The 13852-nt window shown below is 64.0% G+C and carries 14 protein-coding genes; 8 read left to right on the forward strand and 6 right to left on the reverse strand.

Features of this window, described 5'->3' with window-relative positions; genetic code table 11:
• Positions 1 to 204: 204 nt before the first annotated feature.
• From CXQ96_RS12700 to CXQ96_RS12710, 3 genes are all read left to right on the forward strand, one after another.
• The gene (locus tag CXQ96_RS12700; RefSeq protein WP_104118392.1) at positions 205 to 615 is read left to right on the forward strand and encodes an STAS/SEC14 domain-containing protein; all 411 of its coding nucleotides are present in this window, start codon (positions 205 to 207) and stop codon (positions 613 to 615) included.
• 85 nt (positions 616 to 700) lie between these two features.
• Positions 701 to 1867, forward strand: a complete 1167-nt coding sequence (locus tag CXQ96_RS12705; RefSeq protein ID WP_104118393.1) for an IS30 family transposase — start codon at positions 701 to 703, stop codon at positions 1865 to 1867.
• 501 nt (positions 1868 to 2368) lie between these two features.
• The gene (locus tag CXQ96_RS12710) at positions 2369 to 2659 is read left to right on the forward strand and encodes an antibiotic biosynthesis monooxygenase (protein WP_104118394.1); all 291 of its coding nucleotides are present in this window, start codon (positions 2369 to 2371) and stop codon (positions 2657 to 2659) included.
• 4 nt (positions 2660 to 2663) lie between these two features.
• Here CXQ96_RS12710 and CXQ96_RS12715 read toward each other — a convergent pair whose 3' ends face one another.
• Positions 2664 to 3320 (reverse strand): class I SAM-dependent methyltransferase, encoded by a 657-nt coding sequence (locus CXQ96_RS12715; RefSeq protein ID WP_219816142.1) that lies wholly within the window; start codon positions 3318 to 3320, stop codon positions 2664 to 2666.
• A gap of 142 nt (positions 3321 to 3462) precedes the next feature.
• Here CXQ96_RS12715 and CXQ96_RS12720 point away from each other — a divergent pair, with 142 nt between their 5' ends.
• Positions 3463 to 4893 (forward strand): NAD(P)/FAD-dependent oxidoreductase, encoded by a 1431-nt coding sequence (locus CXQ96_RS12720; protein WP_258059112.1) that lies wholly within the window; start codon positions 3463 to 3465, stop codon positions 4891 to 4893.
• 86 nt (positions 4894 to 4979) lie between these two features.
• Here CXQ96_RS12720 and CXQ96_RS12725 read toward each other — a convergent pair whose 3' ends face one another.
• Both CXQ96_RS12725 and CXQ96_RS12730 read right to left on the reverse strand, forming a co-directional pair.
• A complete protein-coding gene (locus CXQ96_RS12725; protein ID WP_104118397.1) occupies positions 4980 to 5627 on the reverse strand; it encodes a CDP-alcohol phosphatidyltransferase family protein in 648 nt (215 codons plus the stop codon).
• Positions 5620 to 6342 (reverse strand): TVP38/TMEM64 family protein, encoded by a 723-nt coding sequence (locus CXQ96_RS12730; RefSeq protein WP_181036458.1) that lies wholly within the window; start codon positions 6340 to 6342, stop codon positions 5620 to 5622. Before CXQ96_RS12730 ends, CXQ96_RS12725 begins: the two co-directional genes overlap by 8 nt.
• Positions 6343 to 6498: 156 nt before the next feature.
• On the opposite strand from CXQ96_RS12730, the gene CXQ96_RS12735 reads away from it, so the two are divergent.
• From CXQ96_RS12735 to CXQ96_RS12750, 4 genes are all read left to right on the forward strand, one after another.
• Positions 6499 to 7800 (forward strand): ABC transporter substrate-binding protein, encoded by a 1302-nt coding sequence (locus CXQ96_RS12735; RefSeq protein ID WP_104118399.1) that lies wholly within the window; start codon positions 6499 to 6501, stop codon positions 7798 to 7800.
• A gap of 104 nt (positions 7801 to 7904) precedes the next feature.
• Positions 7905 to 8744 carry an ABC transporter gene (locus CXQ96_RS12740; RefSeq protein ID WP_219816143.1) on the forward strand — a complete coding sequence of 280 codons (840 nt, stop codon included), beginning with the start codon at positions 7905 to 7907 and terminating at the stop codon, positions 8742 to 8744.
• 107 nt (positions 8745 to 8851) lie between these two features.
• On the forward strand, positions 8852 to 9661 hold the full coding sequence (locus CXQ96_RS12745) for an ABC transporter permease (RefSeq protein ID WP_219816144.1): 810 nt from the start codon (positions 8852 to 8854) through the stop codon (positions 9659 to 9661).
• Positions 9658 to 10827 carry an ABC transporter ATP-binding protein gene (locus CXQ96_RS12750; RefSeq protein ID WP_104118401.1) on the forward strand — a complete coding sequence of 390 codons (1170 nt, stop codon included), beginning with the start codon at positions 9658 to 9660 and terminating at the stop codon, positions 10825 to 10827. The genes CXQ96_RS12745 and CXQ96_RS12750 overlap by 4 nt, the downstream gene beginning before the upstream one ends.
• A 281-nt stretch (positions 10828 to 11108) precedes the next feature.
• On the opposite strand, the gene CXQ96_RS12760 is transcribed toward CXQ96_RS12750, so the two are convergent.
• From CXQ96_RS12760 to CXQ96_RS12770, 3 genes are all read right to left on the reverse strand, one after another.
• Positions 11109 to 11852, reverse strand: coding sequence for a GTP pyrophosphokinase family protein (locus CXQ96_RS12760; protein ID WP_104118403.1), 744 nt, complete (start codon positions 11850 to 11852; stop codon positions 11109 to 11111).
• A gap of 317 nt (positions 11853 to 12169) precedes the next feature.
• Positions 12170 to 12454: a hypothetical protein gene (locus CXQ96_RS18455; protein WP_104118404.1), complete on the reverse strand. Its 285-nt coding sequence runs from the start codon at positions 12452 to 12454 to the stop codon at positions 12170 to 12172.
• A 150-nt stretch (positions 12455 to 12604) separates the two neighbouring features.
• Positions 12605 to 13798 (reverse strand): TerC family protein, encoded by a 1194-nt coding sequence (locus CXQ96_RS12770; RefSeq protein ID WP_104118405.1) that lies wholly within the window; start codon positions 13796 to 13798, stop codon positions 12605 to 12607.
• Between the last annotated feature and the right edge of the window lie 54 nt (positions 13799 to 13852).

Consider the following 13852-nt stretch of genomic DNA (forward strand, 5'->3'; position numbering starts at 1 on the left):
AGGATCCCTTTGACGAGACCCACTGCAGGAGCGCCCACTGGGGCATCCACGAGCTACTGCGGGTGTGCAGGCGAGTACGAGACACGGATGCTCATCTGCGCGGAAGCTGGAACTCCCTGACTTGTCACACCGGGGCCACTTCGACCTATCACAGTCAACAGCGGAACTTGAAGCGGGCGGACAGCTGTATGCCACGCTGGATGGATGATTACGGGCGACGGTGCGCGGTTCGAGCTGACAGTCGAGCAAGGCTTCAACCGCTTGCGGTGGTCGCCCAACGTAACGACTATTTCCGGTGAGGACGTGCAGGCAACAGCCGACGCGTTCGAGACAGTCTTCGGTCCTGACAGGCGTCCCTTGCTGGTGCATGTCGGTGCTCTTGGTGGGATTACCGCCCAAGCTCGGCAGATGTTGCTCGAGGGAACCCATCCCACGCGGGTTGCGATCCTCAGCGCGGATCTGGTCACCAAAGTCATCACTGCGTTTGCCTACGCCGCGGTAAGACCCACCCGGCTCTTCAGCGACGAGACCGAAGCCATCCGCTGGTTACTCGACGCACTCCCCGAACCCAAACCCGAACACGCCGACGCCGACCCATCTCCCCTGTCGCACTAGTTGTGGATCAGAACGTAGGTGCATAACCGGTGGTGGTCTCAACCGGTCAACGCACCGCCCCTGATCGGATAGGTAGGTTGACTAGATGGTTCGTGATTTTGGGTTTACTGCAGAGCAGCAGGACCAGCTGTGGGATCAGTGGCGGCGTGGTGATTCTCTTCGTGCGATCGCCCGGGATCTGGGCAGCGGAAGCAACACGGTGCGGCGCTTTCTCCTGCAGTCCGGTGGTATTCGCTTGCCGGCATCGAAGCGCAACGACAGGCATCTATCGAGTGCTGATAGGGAGGAGATCTCCAGGGGAATTGCTGGGGGCCGATCGGCGGCGGCCATCGCTGCGGACTTGGGGCGCGCTGCGTCGACGGTGTCGCGGGAAATTCAACGTAACGGCGGCCGTGAGCAATACCGTGCTGTGAATGCCGATAAGCGGGCGGTGATGCTGGCAAAGCGCCCGAAGCCACAGCGCTTGGACACGAACCTGATGCTCCTCATCGTGGTGGCCTTTAAACTGGGGCAGGACTGGTCTCCCGAGCAGATATCTCAGTGGCTGCGGCGTACGTATCCCGAGGACGGATCGATGCGTCTGTCCCATGAAGCGATCTATCGGTCCATCTACATCTCTGAGCGCAAAGCACTCGCCCGGTGCCTCGGGCGGCCGTCACATCATCTGCGGTCAGGACGCACGATGCGCGTACCGCAGGCTCCACGGGTGAGTAAGCGGGGGCGCTTGAGGAACATGGTCTCTATCCATCACCGTCCGGCTTCTATAGAGAACCGGACTGAAGTTGGTCATTGGGAAGGTGACCTGGTGATGGGTTCACGCCCCTCGGCCATCGCGACATTGGTTGATAGAAAGAGCCGCTATGTGCGGTTGGTGCACTTACCGGACGGGATCAAAGCCGACGTTGTGCGGCAAGCACTGACCACGAGCTTTCGCGATTTGCCTGCTGGGCAGCGCCGCTCTCTGACATGGGATCGTGGCAGGGAGATGGCTGAGCATCAGGAGTTGACGGCAGAGTTGGATTTGCCGGTCTACTTCTGCGATAGGCGTAGTCCGTGGCAGCGGGGTTCGAACGAGAACACAAACAGGTTGTTGCGTCAGTACTTGCCGAAGAACAGTGACCTACAGCAGTTCAGCCAGCAGGAGCTCGATGAGATTGCCGAGAGAATCAACTCCAGACCCCGAAGAGTTCTTGACTGGTCGACGTCTGCTGCCACGTTCAAGGGCGACAGCGGTATAGCTGGGGCCAGGTGACGAGTAGTGCGAAGAATTCTTCGACGCGGCCCGGAGCGCGTCGTGCGGACGCCGTGACCAGTTAGGCGGCTGCGGACTTCGCGAAGCTCAGCGTAGTACTGACCAGGAGTTGCGTCGCAACGCTGATAATTCTGTCTGCGCAGTCGCCTCTTGTCCTGGTCATCCACCTGTGGGCGGGTGGAGCCCGAAGGGTGGAGCTCAAAGCCGTCCACCTGTGGGTGAGCTATCACCTTGTCCCGCTTATCTGAGGAGGTGTAAGCGTTCTGGGAGAGTGATTCTGCAGGGGTACCTCGCAAAGCGCTGGCAGACCTTACTCTCTTGCTCTGGCTGTGCTTGTCGCCGGCGCTGTGGAGAGATGGCTGTTGGTGTCCTGGATTACAGAGAGCCGGGCGCATGGCCCATAACCTCGGTAGCTGAATACAACGGGCTTTGGCGTCATCTGATGGCGGCCATCTGGGTTTCGTTCAGTGTCAGCATCCGCTTGAAGGGAAGAGGTTGAAGATGATTTTCGAACACGCGACTTTGACGGTAGGGCAGGAGAACCGTGAGGGTTTCCTGCAGGCGTACCCGGACATCCAGGCGCATCTTCTGACGGCACAGGGGTGCCGGTCCGTTGATCTGTACCCGAGCGTTGATCGGGAGGACGTGTACTTGTTGCGGGTGGCGTGGGATCGGCTTGAGGACCACACCGAGGTCTTCCCGGAGAGTGAGCCCGGTCGCGCTGTGCTGGCTGGGTTGCAGAAGTATGTGCAGTCGGTCGACGTGGTTCACTTCAGCGGGTCCCCCGTCTGACTTGTCAGCTTGCGGGGTGATGTCCGGTGCGGATTTGCAGGTGTCCTGCGCGAGCGGACCGGGCTGTCACGTCGATGCAGTCACGTTCGACGGCCGCGAAGGGGTGGGCGGTGATGTCCGCGCCGCCGAGGCGGCAGGCTAGGCGGGCCAAGGCGCGGGCTCCGGGGATACGGCTGGTGGGATCTTGCATATCGACGACACAGAGGCGTCCGCCCGGTGCGGTGAGGTCCTGCATCATCGTCCATCCGGCCTCCCACGGCTTCATGAGGGACAGTGCGTAGGTTGCCAGGGCCGCGTCGGAGAGAGGCAGGCCTCCTTGGGAGGTGATGGATTCGATGATCGCCTCGGTGGGAGTCGTGGTGGTATCGGCCTGGACGAGGATGATGTTGGTCCATCCTTGTCGGGTTGCTTTTCGCCGGGCTTGGGCGAGCATTTCAGCGCTCCGGTCGATTCCGACGATGGTGCCGGCCGGTCCGATACGTTCTTTCAGGTGCCGAAAGTTCAGTCCGGTACCGCACCCGACGTCGAGTACTTGCGCGCCGGGGTGAAGATCAAGGGTTTGGACGCCGAGTTTCCGACCGGCCCGGTAGACGGGGATCTCGGCCGACATGAGGTCGTAGAGGGGCGCGAAGCTGCTGTACTTGTCGGCGATCAGAATCACTCCACAGGTGTAGGCGCCACGATCTGGCGTTGGGACGACCAGCTTAGGCTCACACCCTGATCGGTTCCCTTTCAGGTAGACCGCCGGCAACCAACGATGCATTGAGCGAAGAGATGAGGCGTAGATGAGATCGAGTACGGACGTGATTGACCTGCTGGTCGTTGGCGGGGGAACGGCAGGGATCGTGGGGGCGAAGACGGCCGCACGTCTGGGCGCCCGCGTTGTGCTGGTGGAGCGTTCCCGCACGGGCGGGGATTGCCTGTGGACGGGGTGCGTTCCGTCGAAAACGCTTCTGTCCGCGGCTGCTGGCGCAGTCGATGCCCGTCGTGGATCGGGTGAGCCGGTGGTGTTTGCTGAGGTCAGAGAGCGGATTGCCGCCGCGATCAGGACGATCGAGCCCGATGATTCTCCTGCGTCCCTCGAGGAGACCGGTGTGACGGTCCGGCAGGGTGTTGCCCGCTTCACGGGACAGGGCCGGGCGGAGATCGATGGGGAGACGGTGCACTTCCGTCAGGCCCTGATCGCGACCGGCAGCGAGCCGGCGCTCCCACCCATCGATGGACTGGACACGGCGCCGGTGGTGACATCGGAGACGGTGTGGGACCTTACGGAGCTGCCCAGGCATCTGGTGATCATCGGTGGAGGACCTATCGCCTGTGAGCTGGGTCAGGCTTTCGCCCGGCTCGGCTCGGAGGTGACGTTAATTGCCCAGTCCCGAATCCTGCCCAAGGAAGATCCGGACGCGGCAACGATCATCCGTTCCAACCTCACCGACGACGGCGTGCACGTCATCGAGGGCAGTAACGTGAAGGAAGTCACCACCTCCACTGGTGGCGGGCAGGAGCCGGTCAGTCGCGTGCGACTCGGTGACGGACGGACCTTTCTCGCCGATTCGATCTTGGTTGCGGCGGGCCGGCACCCCCGCAGCGAAGGTCTCGGTCTTGAGCTCATCGGCGTCGACACCGACAGCAAGGGCCAGGTAGTGGTCGATCCGAGCATGCGGACGTCGAATCCGCTTGTGTGGGCAGCCGGAGACGTGACGCAGAACCCTGACTTCACCCACCTCGCCGGGGTCCATGCGAGCACCGCGGCATCGAACGCCGTGCTGGGAGTGCGCAGGTCGGTGAGCACGGTCGTGCCCCGGGTGACCTACACTTCCCCCGAGGTCGCGGCGGTAGGGGTGACCGAAGCCGACGACCGGCGACACCGTGTGTCCACGATCGAGTACGCCCACACGGACCGGGCGATCACCGAGAACCAGGAGACAGGTTTCGCCCGCCTGATCATTGACCGGCGCGGCCGTATCCTCGGTGGCACCATTGTCGGCCCCAGGGCAGGAGAGAGTCTGGGCGAGTTGACCCTGGCGGTCCACCAGAAGCTCACCACACGGGACTTGGCAGGTGTCACCCACCCCTACCCGACCTATAACGACGCCCTGTGGAACGCAGCCATCGCCGACGCCAGTTCGTCGCTCAAGAAGCCTCTCGTCCGAACCCTCATGTCAGTGCTGATCTGTGTCACGCGGTGGCGGGCCGAGCGTAAGAACCCCGAAGGTCGGCCCGTGACCAGCTGACCGGGCCGCGGCTCCCGCACCACCTGACACTACTCATACGGCCGTACGGCCACACGGGCGGCTGGTCGAGGGTAGGTCCTGGGCGGTCAGCCGAGGATTCGGTAGCCGGCGATGATCCGCTGGGTGGCGCTGACGGAGACGAGGAGAGCCCAGATGAGGGCGATCTGCCAGGACAGGAAAGGCAGGATCAGCCAGAGGCTGTGCACGATGACCGTTTCGGTTCCTTCGGCGAGACCGCCGAGGAAGGACAGGGACCGGCCGTCGTCGATGGTGCGCCCTGTTTTTTCGGCGATCGAGGAAAAGGCCAGGAAGACGCTGCCGTTGATGTAGTACGCGAAGAGGACGAGGAGGAAGGGTAGCCATGGGGCACCGAAGGCAGTCGTGGCTCCCACGGCGACTCCGACGACGGTCGCCCCGTAGACGACGAAGTCAGCAGCAATGTCCCAGAAGCCTCCTTGCCCGCCGTCCGGTGCTGTTGGGGCTTGTCCCGGCCGGGCTGTTTGTGTTGCCCGGCGGCGGGCCAGGGGTCCGTCGATCCCGTCGGCCAACCGGCACAGGAGCCACGCGATGAGCGCCGGGACCCACAGCTGTGCGGCAGCCATGCCTGCGCTGGCGAGTCCGAGGACGAGGTTCGCGCCGGTCAGCCGGTTGGGGCTGATCCAGGGGACGTCGAGGATAGCGGCGGTGCGGTTCAGGGCTGGTGCCAGGAGTGGCCGTAGTCGGCTGTCAAACATCGGTGGCTCGATTCCTGCGGCGGACCCGCAGGGTGTAGATGAGGCCTGCGAGGGTGAGAGCGCCGAGGACAGCCGCGGCGACAGTGGCGGGCCAGCCGAAGTCCAGGCCGTAGGCGCCCAGGGCGAGGAAACTCACGGTGCCGGGCAGGATCCCGACCATGGTGCCCAGCAGGTAGGGCCACCAGCCGAGCGCGGTCAGTCCGGCCGAGTAGTTGATGGCGGTGAAGGGCAGGACCGGGACCAGGCGCACCCCGACGACGGCGATGAATCCGCGCTCACCGAGGACGGCGTCGACTTTCTCCACCCGGGTACCGGTGAACTTCTCGACCGCGTCGCGTCCGAGCAGGCGTCCGAGCCAGAACGCGGCGGTAGCACCGAGCAGCGCCGCCACGTAGACGAGCAGCAGTCCCGGGAGGAAACCGAACAGGACGCCTGCTGCGATGGACAGGACGTTCTTGGGCACGGGGGCGAGGGTCAAGGCCGCATAGCCGAGGGCGAACCCGGCGGGCCCCCACCAACCGGCCCGGTCGACCATGGCGCGCAGCTCGCCGACGTCGGGAAGAGGGACCATCAGCACGACCACGGTCGCGATGATGATGATCGCGACCAGCAGCAGGACCCGGCCGAGCGGGGTCATCAGCGGCGCACGGCGCCCGGCGTCGTGCTGCATGGTCTCCCACCGTAGTCGCCTGATGTCCCGATCCTGTCTGATCATCCCCATGTGGTCTGATCCACGTTGGTCTGCCTGCTGTCACGCGATCTAGCTGAATCTGGCCTGATCTGACTAATGCAGCCGGGAATGGCCCGTCGAGGATCGGTGCCGCTTCGAAGAATACTGGAACCAGCTCTTACTCACTTTTGCGAAGGACTCATGGATCACACACGCACCTTCCCTTCCCTGCCGGGTGTCCGGCCTCATGTCCGGTTTCGTGTTCGTCCGCGGAGACCTACGGCGCTCGTGTTCGCCGCCGTATCTGCTGTGGCCGGGCTGGCGGTGAGTTCCTGCGCCGCACCGTCACCGGACAGCCCGTCGGCCTTCACATCGTTCGAGAACGTCCAGGCCGAGGCTGACGGGCAGACGGTCGACCTGTGGATGTATGGCGGGGATGAGCAGGGCAACGCGTACGTCGACGACGTCCTGGCGCCGGCCGCGGCAGCTGAGGGGGTGACGCTGCGACGGGTACCGATCACTGACACGGCCGACGCCGTGAACCGGGTACTGTCCGAACGACAGGCAGGGCGGACGGACGGGTCGGTGGACCTGGTCTGGGTCAACGGCGCGAACTTCAGTACCGGCCAGCAGGCTGAGGCGTGGCGGTGCGACTGGACGGGCCTGCTGCCGAACATGGAGCTCACCGACCCGGAGGACCCGTTGCTCCTGAACGACTTCGGGACGCCAGTGGACGGGTGCGAGGCGCCCTGGCACAAAGCCCAGTTCACGTTCTTCTACAACTCCGCGACCGTGACCGATCCACCGACCACCCTTGAGGGCATCCTGCAGTGGGCGAAGGACCATCCCGGGCGCTTCACCTACCCTGCCCCGCCGGACTTCACCGGCAGCGTGTTCCTGCGCGAAGTGATGCTCAGCGCCGCCGGCGGAGCCGACGAGGTACCCCTGGACTTCAGCGACGCAGCGTTCGACGAGCACTCCCCCGCAGCCCTCGACGCCCTGACCGGCGTGGCACCGTCCCTGTGGCGTGAAGGGGCCACCTACCCGCGTGATGAGCAGGCACTGAACACTCTGTTCGCTGACGGTGAGCTCGACATCGCCATGACCTACGGCCCTGCCACCCTGACCGACCTCGTCGCCTCCGGCGCCCTGCCGGACACCACGAGGGTCCTCACCCTCGAGGAAGGGACCGTGGGGAACGCGAGTTTCCTGGCGATCCCCGCGAACGCGTCCGACCCGGCCGGCGCGATGGTCGTCGCGAACCTGGCCCTGTCACCGGACCAGCAGGCGGCCAAGGCCGATCCCGGCACGTGGGGCCAGTTCCCGGTCCTGGACCCCGGACGCCTGACCCCGGAGGATCAGGCCCTCTTCGACCAGCTGCCTGACTCCCCGGTGGTGCCCACCTACGAGGAACTGTCCCGCAACGCGCACGGGGAACTGTCCGCCGAGTGGGTGCCGGCCCTCGACGAGGCATGGCGGCAGGACGTCGCAACCACACGATGAACACCTCGACGACGAGTGGGCGACCTCGCCGGGCAGAACCGCGCATCCGTGCATCCACCGGCCGGCGGACACCAGTGCATCACCGGGCGGCACCTCGGGCTGCCTTGTCCGCTGGGAGGGCGCGGAGCGTCCTGCTGGCGATACCGGCGGTCGTCCCTGTCGTGCTGGTCATCGGCGTGTCTATCGCCGGAGCGGCAGCCCAGAGCCTGGGATTGATGCCGTTCATCGGTGCGCCCGTTCTCAGTACACAGGCGTGGGCGGGGTCCGCCGGTGACCTGGGCCGGTCGGTGCTGGTCTCCGTGTACATCGCGGTGGTGTCTACGGTGCTGTCTCTGATCGTGGGGTTCCTGATCGCCGTGTACGTGCTGGCCGCACCCCGGATGGGGCGGGTCGTCGCGGCCCTCAGTGCGGCGACCATCCCCGTACCGCACCTCATCGGGGCCGGCGCCATGGGCCTGCTGCTATCCGACAGCGGATTCCTCGACCGTGTCTTCGGCATGCCGCCAGGTTTCCCTTCCCTCGTCGGCGGTCCCTGGTTCGGCGCGGTCATCGTCGAGTACGCGTGGAAGGAATCGGCGTTCGTCGCCCTCGTGCTCATCGGGAGCATGGCCCGGTCTGTCACGGGCATGTGTGATGCTGCGGCGACACTCGGGGCGACAGCGTGGCAACGCATCGTCCATATCGTCCTGCCCCTGTCCCGGCCCGCGCTGGCCGTGTCCGCTCTCATCGTGGTCGTCTACACCTTCGGGTCCTACGAAGCCGCCTGGCTGCTCGGGCCGACGTCACCGGAACCGGTGTCGGTGCGAGCCGTGCGCCTGTTCGGGTCCGTTGACCTCGCTGCCAGGCCCGAGGCGATGGCCACGGCCCTGGTCTCCCTCGCGGCCGGCGTCGTGGCGATCCTTGCAGGCCTCGTGGTGCTCCGCGGATCCAGGGGGCTCCGATGACCGCGCACCCGGCCACGGATCGGCTTTTGCCATCCCGCCCGTCCCGCCCGTCACCGGCCGGGCAGGCGCGGGGCGGGTCGGCGAGGAGCGGGTCGGCTGGTCTCAGCGTGCGCGCCAGGCCGGTGGTGCGGGCTGTCTTCGGTGTTCTGCTCGTGCTCTGGATCCTGGTCCCGCTGGTGCCGCTGGCCCTGTGGTCCGTGGCCGACCGGTGGCAGGCTCCAGCGGTCCTGCCGAATGCTTACTCCCTCGACGCCTTTGCGGTCCTGGGCGCCCCGGGGACACTGAGCGCCGCAGCGTCGTCATTGCTGCTCGGTAGTGCTGTCGCGATCATCGCGACCCCGCTGGGGCTGATGGGGGCTCTGGCCGCCCGCGCGCTTCCCGGACGGTACGGGCGGGCCGTCGATCTCATCCTGCTGCTTCCTCTGGCAGTCCCACCGTTCGCCCTCGTGATGGGCGCGAACATCACACTGCTGCGCCTGTACGTGCCGCCCTTCGCAGGTGTCGTCCTCCTCCTGGTGGTGATCGCCCTGCCCTACACGGCGTTCATGTTCCGCAGCGCCCTGGCCACCTATGAGCAGCGTTTCGAGGACGTCGCCCTCACCCTGGGCGCTGATCCGCGGCAGGTCCTCCGACATGTGCGGATGCCGTTACTGTCTGCGGCGACCGTTCGGGCGTTCTTCCTCGCGTTCCTTGTCGGCTGGGGCGACTACATCACGACCCTGCTGGTCGGTGGCGGGCAGCTGACGACCCTGCCGATGCTGCTGGGATCTGCGGCATCCTCCACGGGCAACGAACAGCTCGTCGCCGTCCTGTCCCTGGCCGTCATCGTCCCGCCGGCGTTCATCCTGGCCGCCGTCACCCTGCCGGCCGTCATCACGACACGAGCCGCGGCGCTGACCCGGAAAGCACACCCATGAGCTCGAGGCTTGAAGCCCGGAACATCTCCCGATCCTTCGGGTCCACGGAGGTCCTGCATGCCGTGTCGCTGACCGTCCCGGCATCGGGATGCGTCGCGTTGCTGGGGGCTTCGGGCAGCGGCAAGTCGACGTTGCTGCGCATCATCGCCGGACTCGACGCGCCGTCCGGCGGGCAGGTCCTCGTCGATGGTGAGGACCTGGCCCTGGTGCCCGTGGAGCGACGCGGCATGGCCCTGGTCTTCCAGAAAGCCCTGCTTTTTCCGCACCTGAATGTCATCGACAACGTCGCCTTCGCCGCGCGGATGGCCGGAAGCAGCCGGAAACAAGCCCGCGCGGAGGCGATGGAGTACCTCGAGCTCGTCCACCTGGCAGATTATGCCCACCGACCGGTCGGCAGGCTCTCCGGAGGGCAGGAGCACCGCGTCGCCCTCGCCCGCGCCCTGGCCCGCAACCCCGGCATCCTGCTCCTGGACGAGCCCCTCGCGTCCTTGGATGTGCAGCTGCGCCACACCATGTATGAGCTGATCGGTGACATTCGCGCCCAGCTGGCCCCCACGATCGTCGTCGTAACCCACGACCGGCAGGAAGCCTCGATCCTCGCGGACACGATCGCCGTCCTCGATGACGGGCGCATCCTGCAGCACGGCTCTGTGCATCAGGTCCACTACCAGCCTGCGACCCGCACCGTGAACGAGCTCCTCGGAGGACTCAACACCATTCCCGGCATCGTCCTCGACGGCCGCCATCATTCCGTCCTGGGATCTCTGCCCGTCCAAACCGGCGCCGAGGACGGGCCGTCAGATCTCATGGTCCGACAGGAAGCCCTCACCCTCTTACCCACCGAGAGACTCATGGAGACACTCCCAGAGAGACTTGGGGAGGAACTCACGGAGGGACGTGCCGAGGGACGTATTGATGGGCCAGACAGCAGGACCGTCACCAGTGGGCACGCGACCATCAAGGGGTGCGTGTCCTCTCTGACGTCCCTCGGCGCGAGGACCCTGGTGCGTGTGCTCGTTACAGGAGGTTCGCAGAACATCGGAGAGGTTGAGGAGCCGGAGGTCATGATCACCGTGGATGTTCCCGGCCACCCTGCACTGTTGTCCGGTCAGGTCATCACCGTGGGCCTGCAGGACCAGCAGGCCTGGGCCGTTCCGGCAGAGTGACACACCATGTGATGTGAGTGTGTTCCAGATTGCAGAACTCATCTCCTCCGTAGGCCTACCGTCGAAGGACACTGACAGTCAGGACGAGGAGGCAGCATCATGAGCGCTTCACACAGGGCGCTGAATGCTGCAGGCACGTCGGCTTCCAGGTCCGCTCGGATGCCGCCAATCCCCGTGACCAGGCCGGTTTTCGCTGGTGTCATCGGTGGTCTCGGCGGCGGGATGGTGTTCGGTGTCCTCAAGGCGATGATGGGCATGCTGCCGATGCGCCGATGCGCCGATCACGGTCTGGGTTCAGGGTTTCTCATCGCTCGGGCAAAGTCCTCCAGCAACTCCTCCGACAATTGAGGATTCGAACGACGTTCGTGAGCTTTCTCGGTGCGCTGCAGATCGGTCACCTCTTCATGCAGCCGCTCCATCTTCCGGTCGAGGCGATCTGCGACATCAGCTGCATCCTTGAGTTCGGCGATCAATCTCTCCGGAACCGCGCCTTCGTATTTGTAGTAAATCTTGTGCTCCAGGCTCGCCCAGAAGTCCATGGCAATAGTTCGGATCTGCAGTTCCACCGGTACCTGATCCACCCTGTCCAGGGTGAAGACAGGAACGGAAAGCAGTATGTGCAATGACTTGTAGCCGTTGGACTTCGGGTTACGGATGTAGTCCTTGGTTTCCAGCACGGTAACGTCTTCCTGCCGTACGAGCATGTCGCGGAGCCGGTACGCATCGGATATGAAGCTGCAAGTGATACGGATCCCCGCGATGTCGAGGATGTTCTTGCGAATGGACACCAGCGAGAGTTCGATACCGCGACGCCGGGCCTTCTCGAAAATGCTGTCTGCACTCTTCAGCCGAAAGGAGACATGTTCGATCGGGCTGTAGTCATGAGTCAGCTCAAACGCTTCCTTAAGGATGTTGATCTTCGTCAACATCTCATCGGAGCCGAACTTGTATGACAACAAGAACCGGGCAAACTCGTCACGCAGTGCCCTCATCTCACGGAAATCAGGCAACTCGTTGGAGTTCATCTGAACATTCTAGAGTCCGCCGATGGTAGACCCTGCGCTGGCAACGTCCCAGGCCGCCGCTCCCATTCATGGGACCAGGCTCGGTGACCGGCCCCGTGTGTGGATTCGCAAATCAGTCGCAAATTCCAAGCCAAGAGGTAACGCAGACGCCTTGCGCCGCACGCCCTGATCATTTGACCGTGCCCGGCCATGCCATCCGTCCGCGCACCGGGCCGACTGCGAAGGGCTGAGGATTGGGTCTTTGGTTCCTCACTGCAGTTGCTTCAAGGTGGACTCCTCCAACAACCGGGCGCTGAGAAGGAGGAGTGGGACAGCCGTCACAAGGTTGCCCGTGCCAGCCAGCTCATCATCGCTCCGCTACGGCCGTTCCTGTAGCTGTGTCGCTTCACGAGAAGCAACTGACGGCTAACCGTTTCCAGGAAGTCGACCACTTCGTCGATGCTGAGATCCGCGCCCTCCGCGATGTCCGCAGCGGAAGCACCATGCGGGGTAGCCATAGCTACGGCTTGCTTCAGGTCAAGGAATGCCTGGTCTAGTTGGCATTGAGTCGATTCCTGGGCCGCAACTGCGAGGCGTATGCACTTCAGATCGTGAGCGTCCATGAGGAAAGGCTCTCCGCTGGGTTGGGTGATGCGTCTTCGGCTGCGCTTCTCGCGCCCGAGTGATAGTTGATTGTTGACCGTGGTGCGCGATGCTCCACGGCCAGCGACACAGTGTTGGCCTAACCGGCCCTACAGGCCCTGGTTGGCCGGTTAGGTGTTGGTCTGTTGCTGGAGGGCGTCGTCGTGCTCAGTGTGGGCCTTGGCGATGTTCTTCATGAACTCGGTTTCGTTGCGGATGTAACGCTTATACTTCTCCGGCAACTTTTTGAGGTCCTGCTCCTCGGCACACAGCTTCGCGAAGATCCGTTCACGTTCCGTGATGTCGGTCTCGTAGGTGAGGTCGAGGTACTCGGTTGCGTGCCTCTTGGCGCCGGAAATGGCGTTGATGGCCTTGCCCTTGGGGCTGACCAGGGAGGCAATGACTGTCACGACGAGGACACCGAGGATGACACTGAGAGACAGGCCGGTGGTGATCTCGAAGACCGGGACAGGCGCCCCGTCATTGATGAAGGGCAGGTTGTTCTCGTGCAGGGCGTGGAGGATGAGCTTCACGCCGATGAAACCGAGAATCGCCGCTAGGCCGTAAGAGAGGTATATAAGCCGATCGAGCAGGCCGTCGATGAGGAAGAACAGCTGACGAAGACCCATGAGCGAGAAGGCTGTCGCGGTGAACACGATGAAGGTGTTCTGTGTTAGGCCGAAGATCGCTGGGATCGAGTCCAGGGCGAAGAGGATATCGGTGCCGGCGATGGCGATCATGACCAGGAGCATGGGAGTCAGAACGCGTTTGCCGTTCTCGACGGTGAACAGCTTGTCGCCGTCGTAACGGTCCGAGGCGGGCAGGAAGCGCTTGGCGAGGCGGACCATTGCTGGCTCTTCATGCTCGGCCGACTTCGGCTTGAGCAGGTTACCTGCAGTGAGGAGCAGGATGAGCCCGAAGATGTAGAACACCCACGCGAAGCTGTTGATCAGGGTGGCTCCGAGGAAAATGAATCCAGTACGGGCGATGAGGGAAAAGACGATACCGAACAGGAGCACTTTCTGTTGGTCGGCGCGGGGCACCCGGAAGCTGGTCATGATTATGAGGAACACGAAGAGGTTGTCGACGGACAGCGCCTTTTCGGTGATGTAGCCCGCGAAGTACTCCGAGCCCATCGTCCCGCCCCCGAAGACCAGGACCCCGACTCCGAACAGGACGGCCAAGCCCACATAGATGGAGGACCAGATGGCCGATTCCTTGAGTGATGGCGTGTGGGCTTTGCGAACGTGGAAGAAGAAATCGAAGAGTAGTAGTCCGACAATCGCAACGATGGTCAGGGTCCAGACATAAACCGGAACATCCATGGGGCGGGTTCTTTCGGGCTAAGGGGCCAGGTATGGAGGGCAAAGCGTTGAAGA

It is taken from the genome of Arthrobacter sp. B1805, assembly GCF_002929745.1.
Taxonomy (GTDB): domain Bacteria; phylum Actinomycetota; class Actinomycetes; order Actinomycetales; family Micrococcaceae; genus Arthrobacter_D.

What these genes read in the sequence shown, in the direction of transcription:
- CXQ96_RS12700 (WP_104118392.1), top strand. Translation starts at nt 205, where the DNA reads ATGATTACGGGCGACGGTGCGCGGTTCGAGCTGACAGTCGAGCAAGGC.
- CXQ96_RS12705 (WP_104118393.1), top strand. Translation starts at nt 701, where the DNA reads ATGGTTCGTGATTTTGGGTTTACTGCAGAGCAGCAGGACCAGCTGTGG.
- CXQ96_RS12710 (WP_104118394.1), top strand. Translation starts at nt 2,369, where the DNA reads ATGATTTTCGAACACGCGACTTTGACGGTAGGGCAGGAGAACCGTGAG.
- CXQ96_RS12725 (WP_104118397.1), bottom strand. Translation starts at nt 5,627, where the DNA reads ATGTTTGACAGCCGACTACGGCCACTCCTGGCACCAGCCCTGAACCGC.
- CXQ96_RS12730 (WP_181036458.1), bottom strand. Translation starts at nt 6,342, where the DNA reads ATGATCAGACAGGATCGGGACATCAGGCGACTACGGTGGGAGACCATG.
- CXQ96_RS12735 (WP_104118399.1), top strand. Translation starts at nt 6,499, where the DNA reads ATGGATCACACACGCACCTTCCCTTCCCTGCCGGGTGTCCGGCCTCAT.
- CXQ96_RS12750 (WP_104118401.1), top strand. Translation starts at nt 9,658, where the DNA reads ATGAGCTCGAGGCTTGAAGCCCGGAACATCTCCCGATCCTTCGGGTCC.
- CXQ96_RS12760 (WP_104118403.1), bottom strand. Translation starts at nt 11,852, where the DNA reads ATGAACTCCAACGAGTTGCCTGATTTCCGTGAGATGAGGGCACTGCGT.
- CXQ96_RS18455 (WP_104118404.1), bottom strand. Translation starts at nt 12,454, where the DNA reads ATGGACGCTCACGATCTGAAGTGCATACGCCTCGCAGTTGCGGCCCAG.
- CXQ96_RS12770 (WP_104118405.1), bottom strand. Translation starts at nt 13,798, where the DNA reads ATGGATGTTCCGGTTTATGTCTGGACCCTGACCATCGTTGCGATTGTC.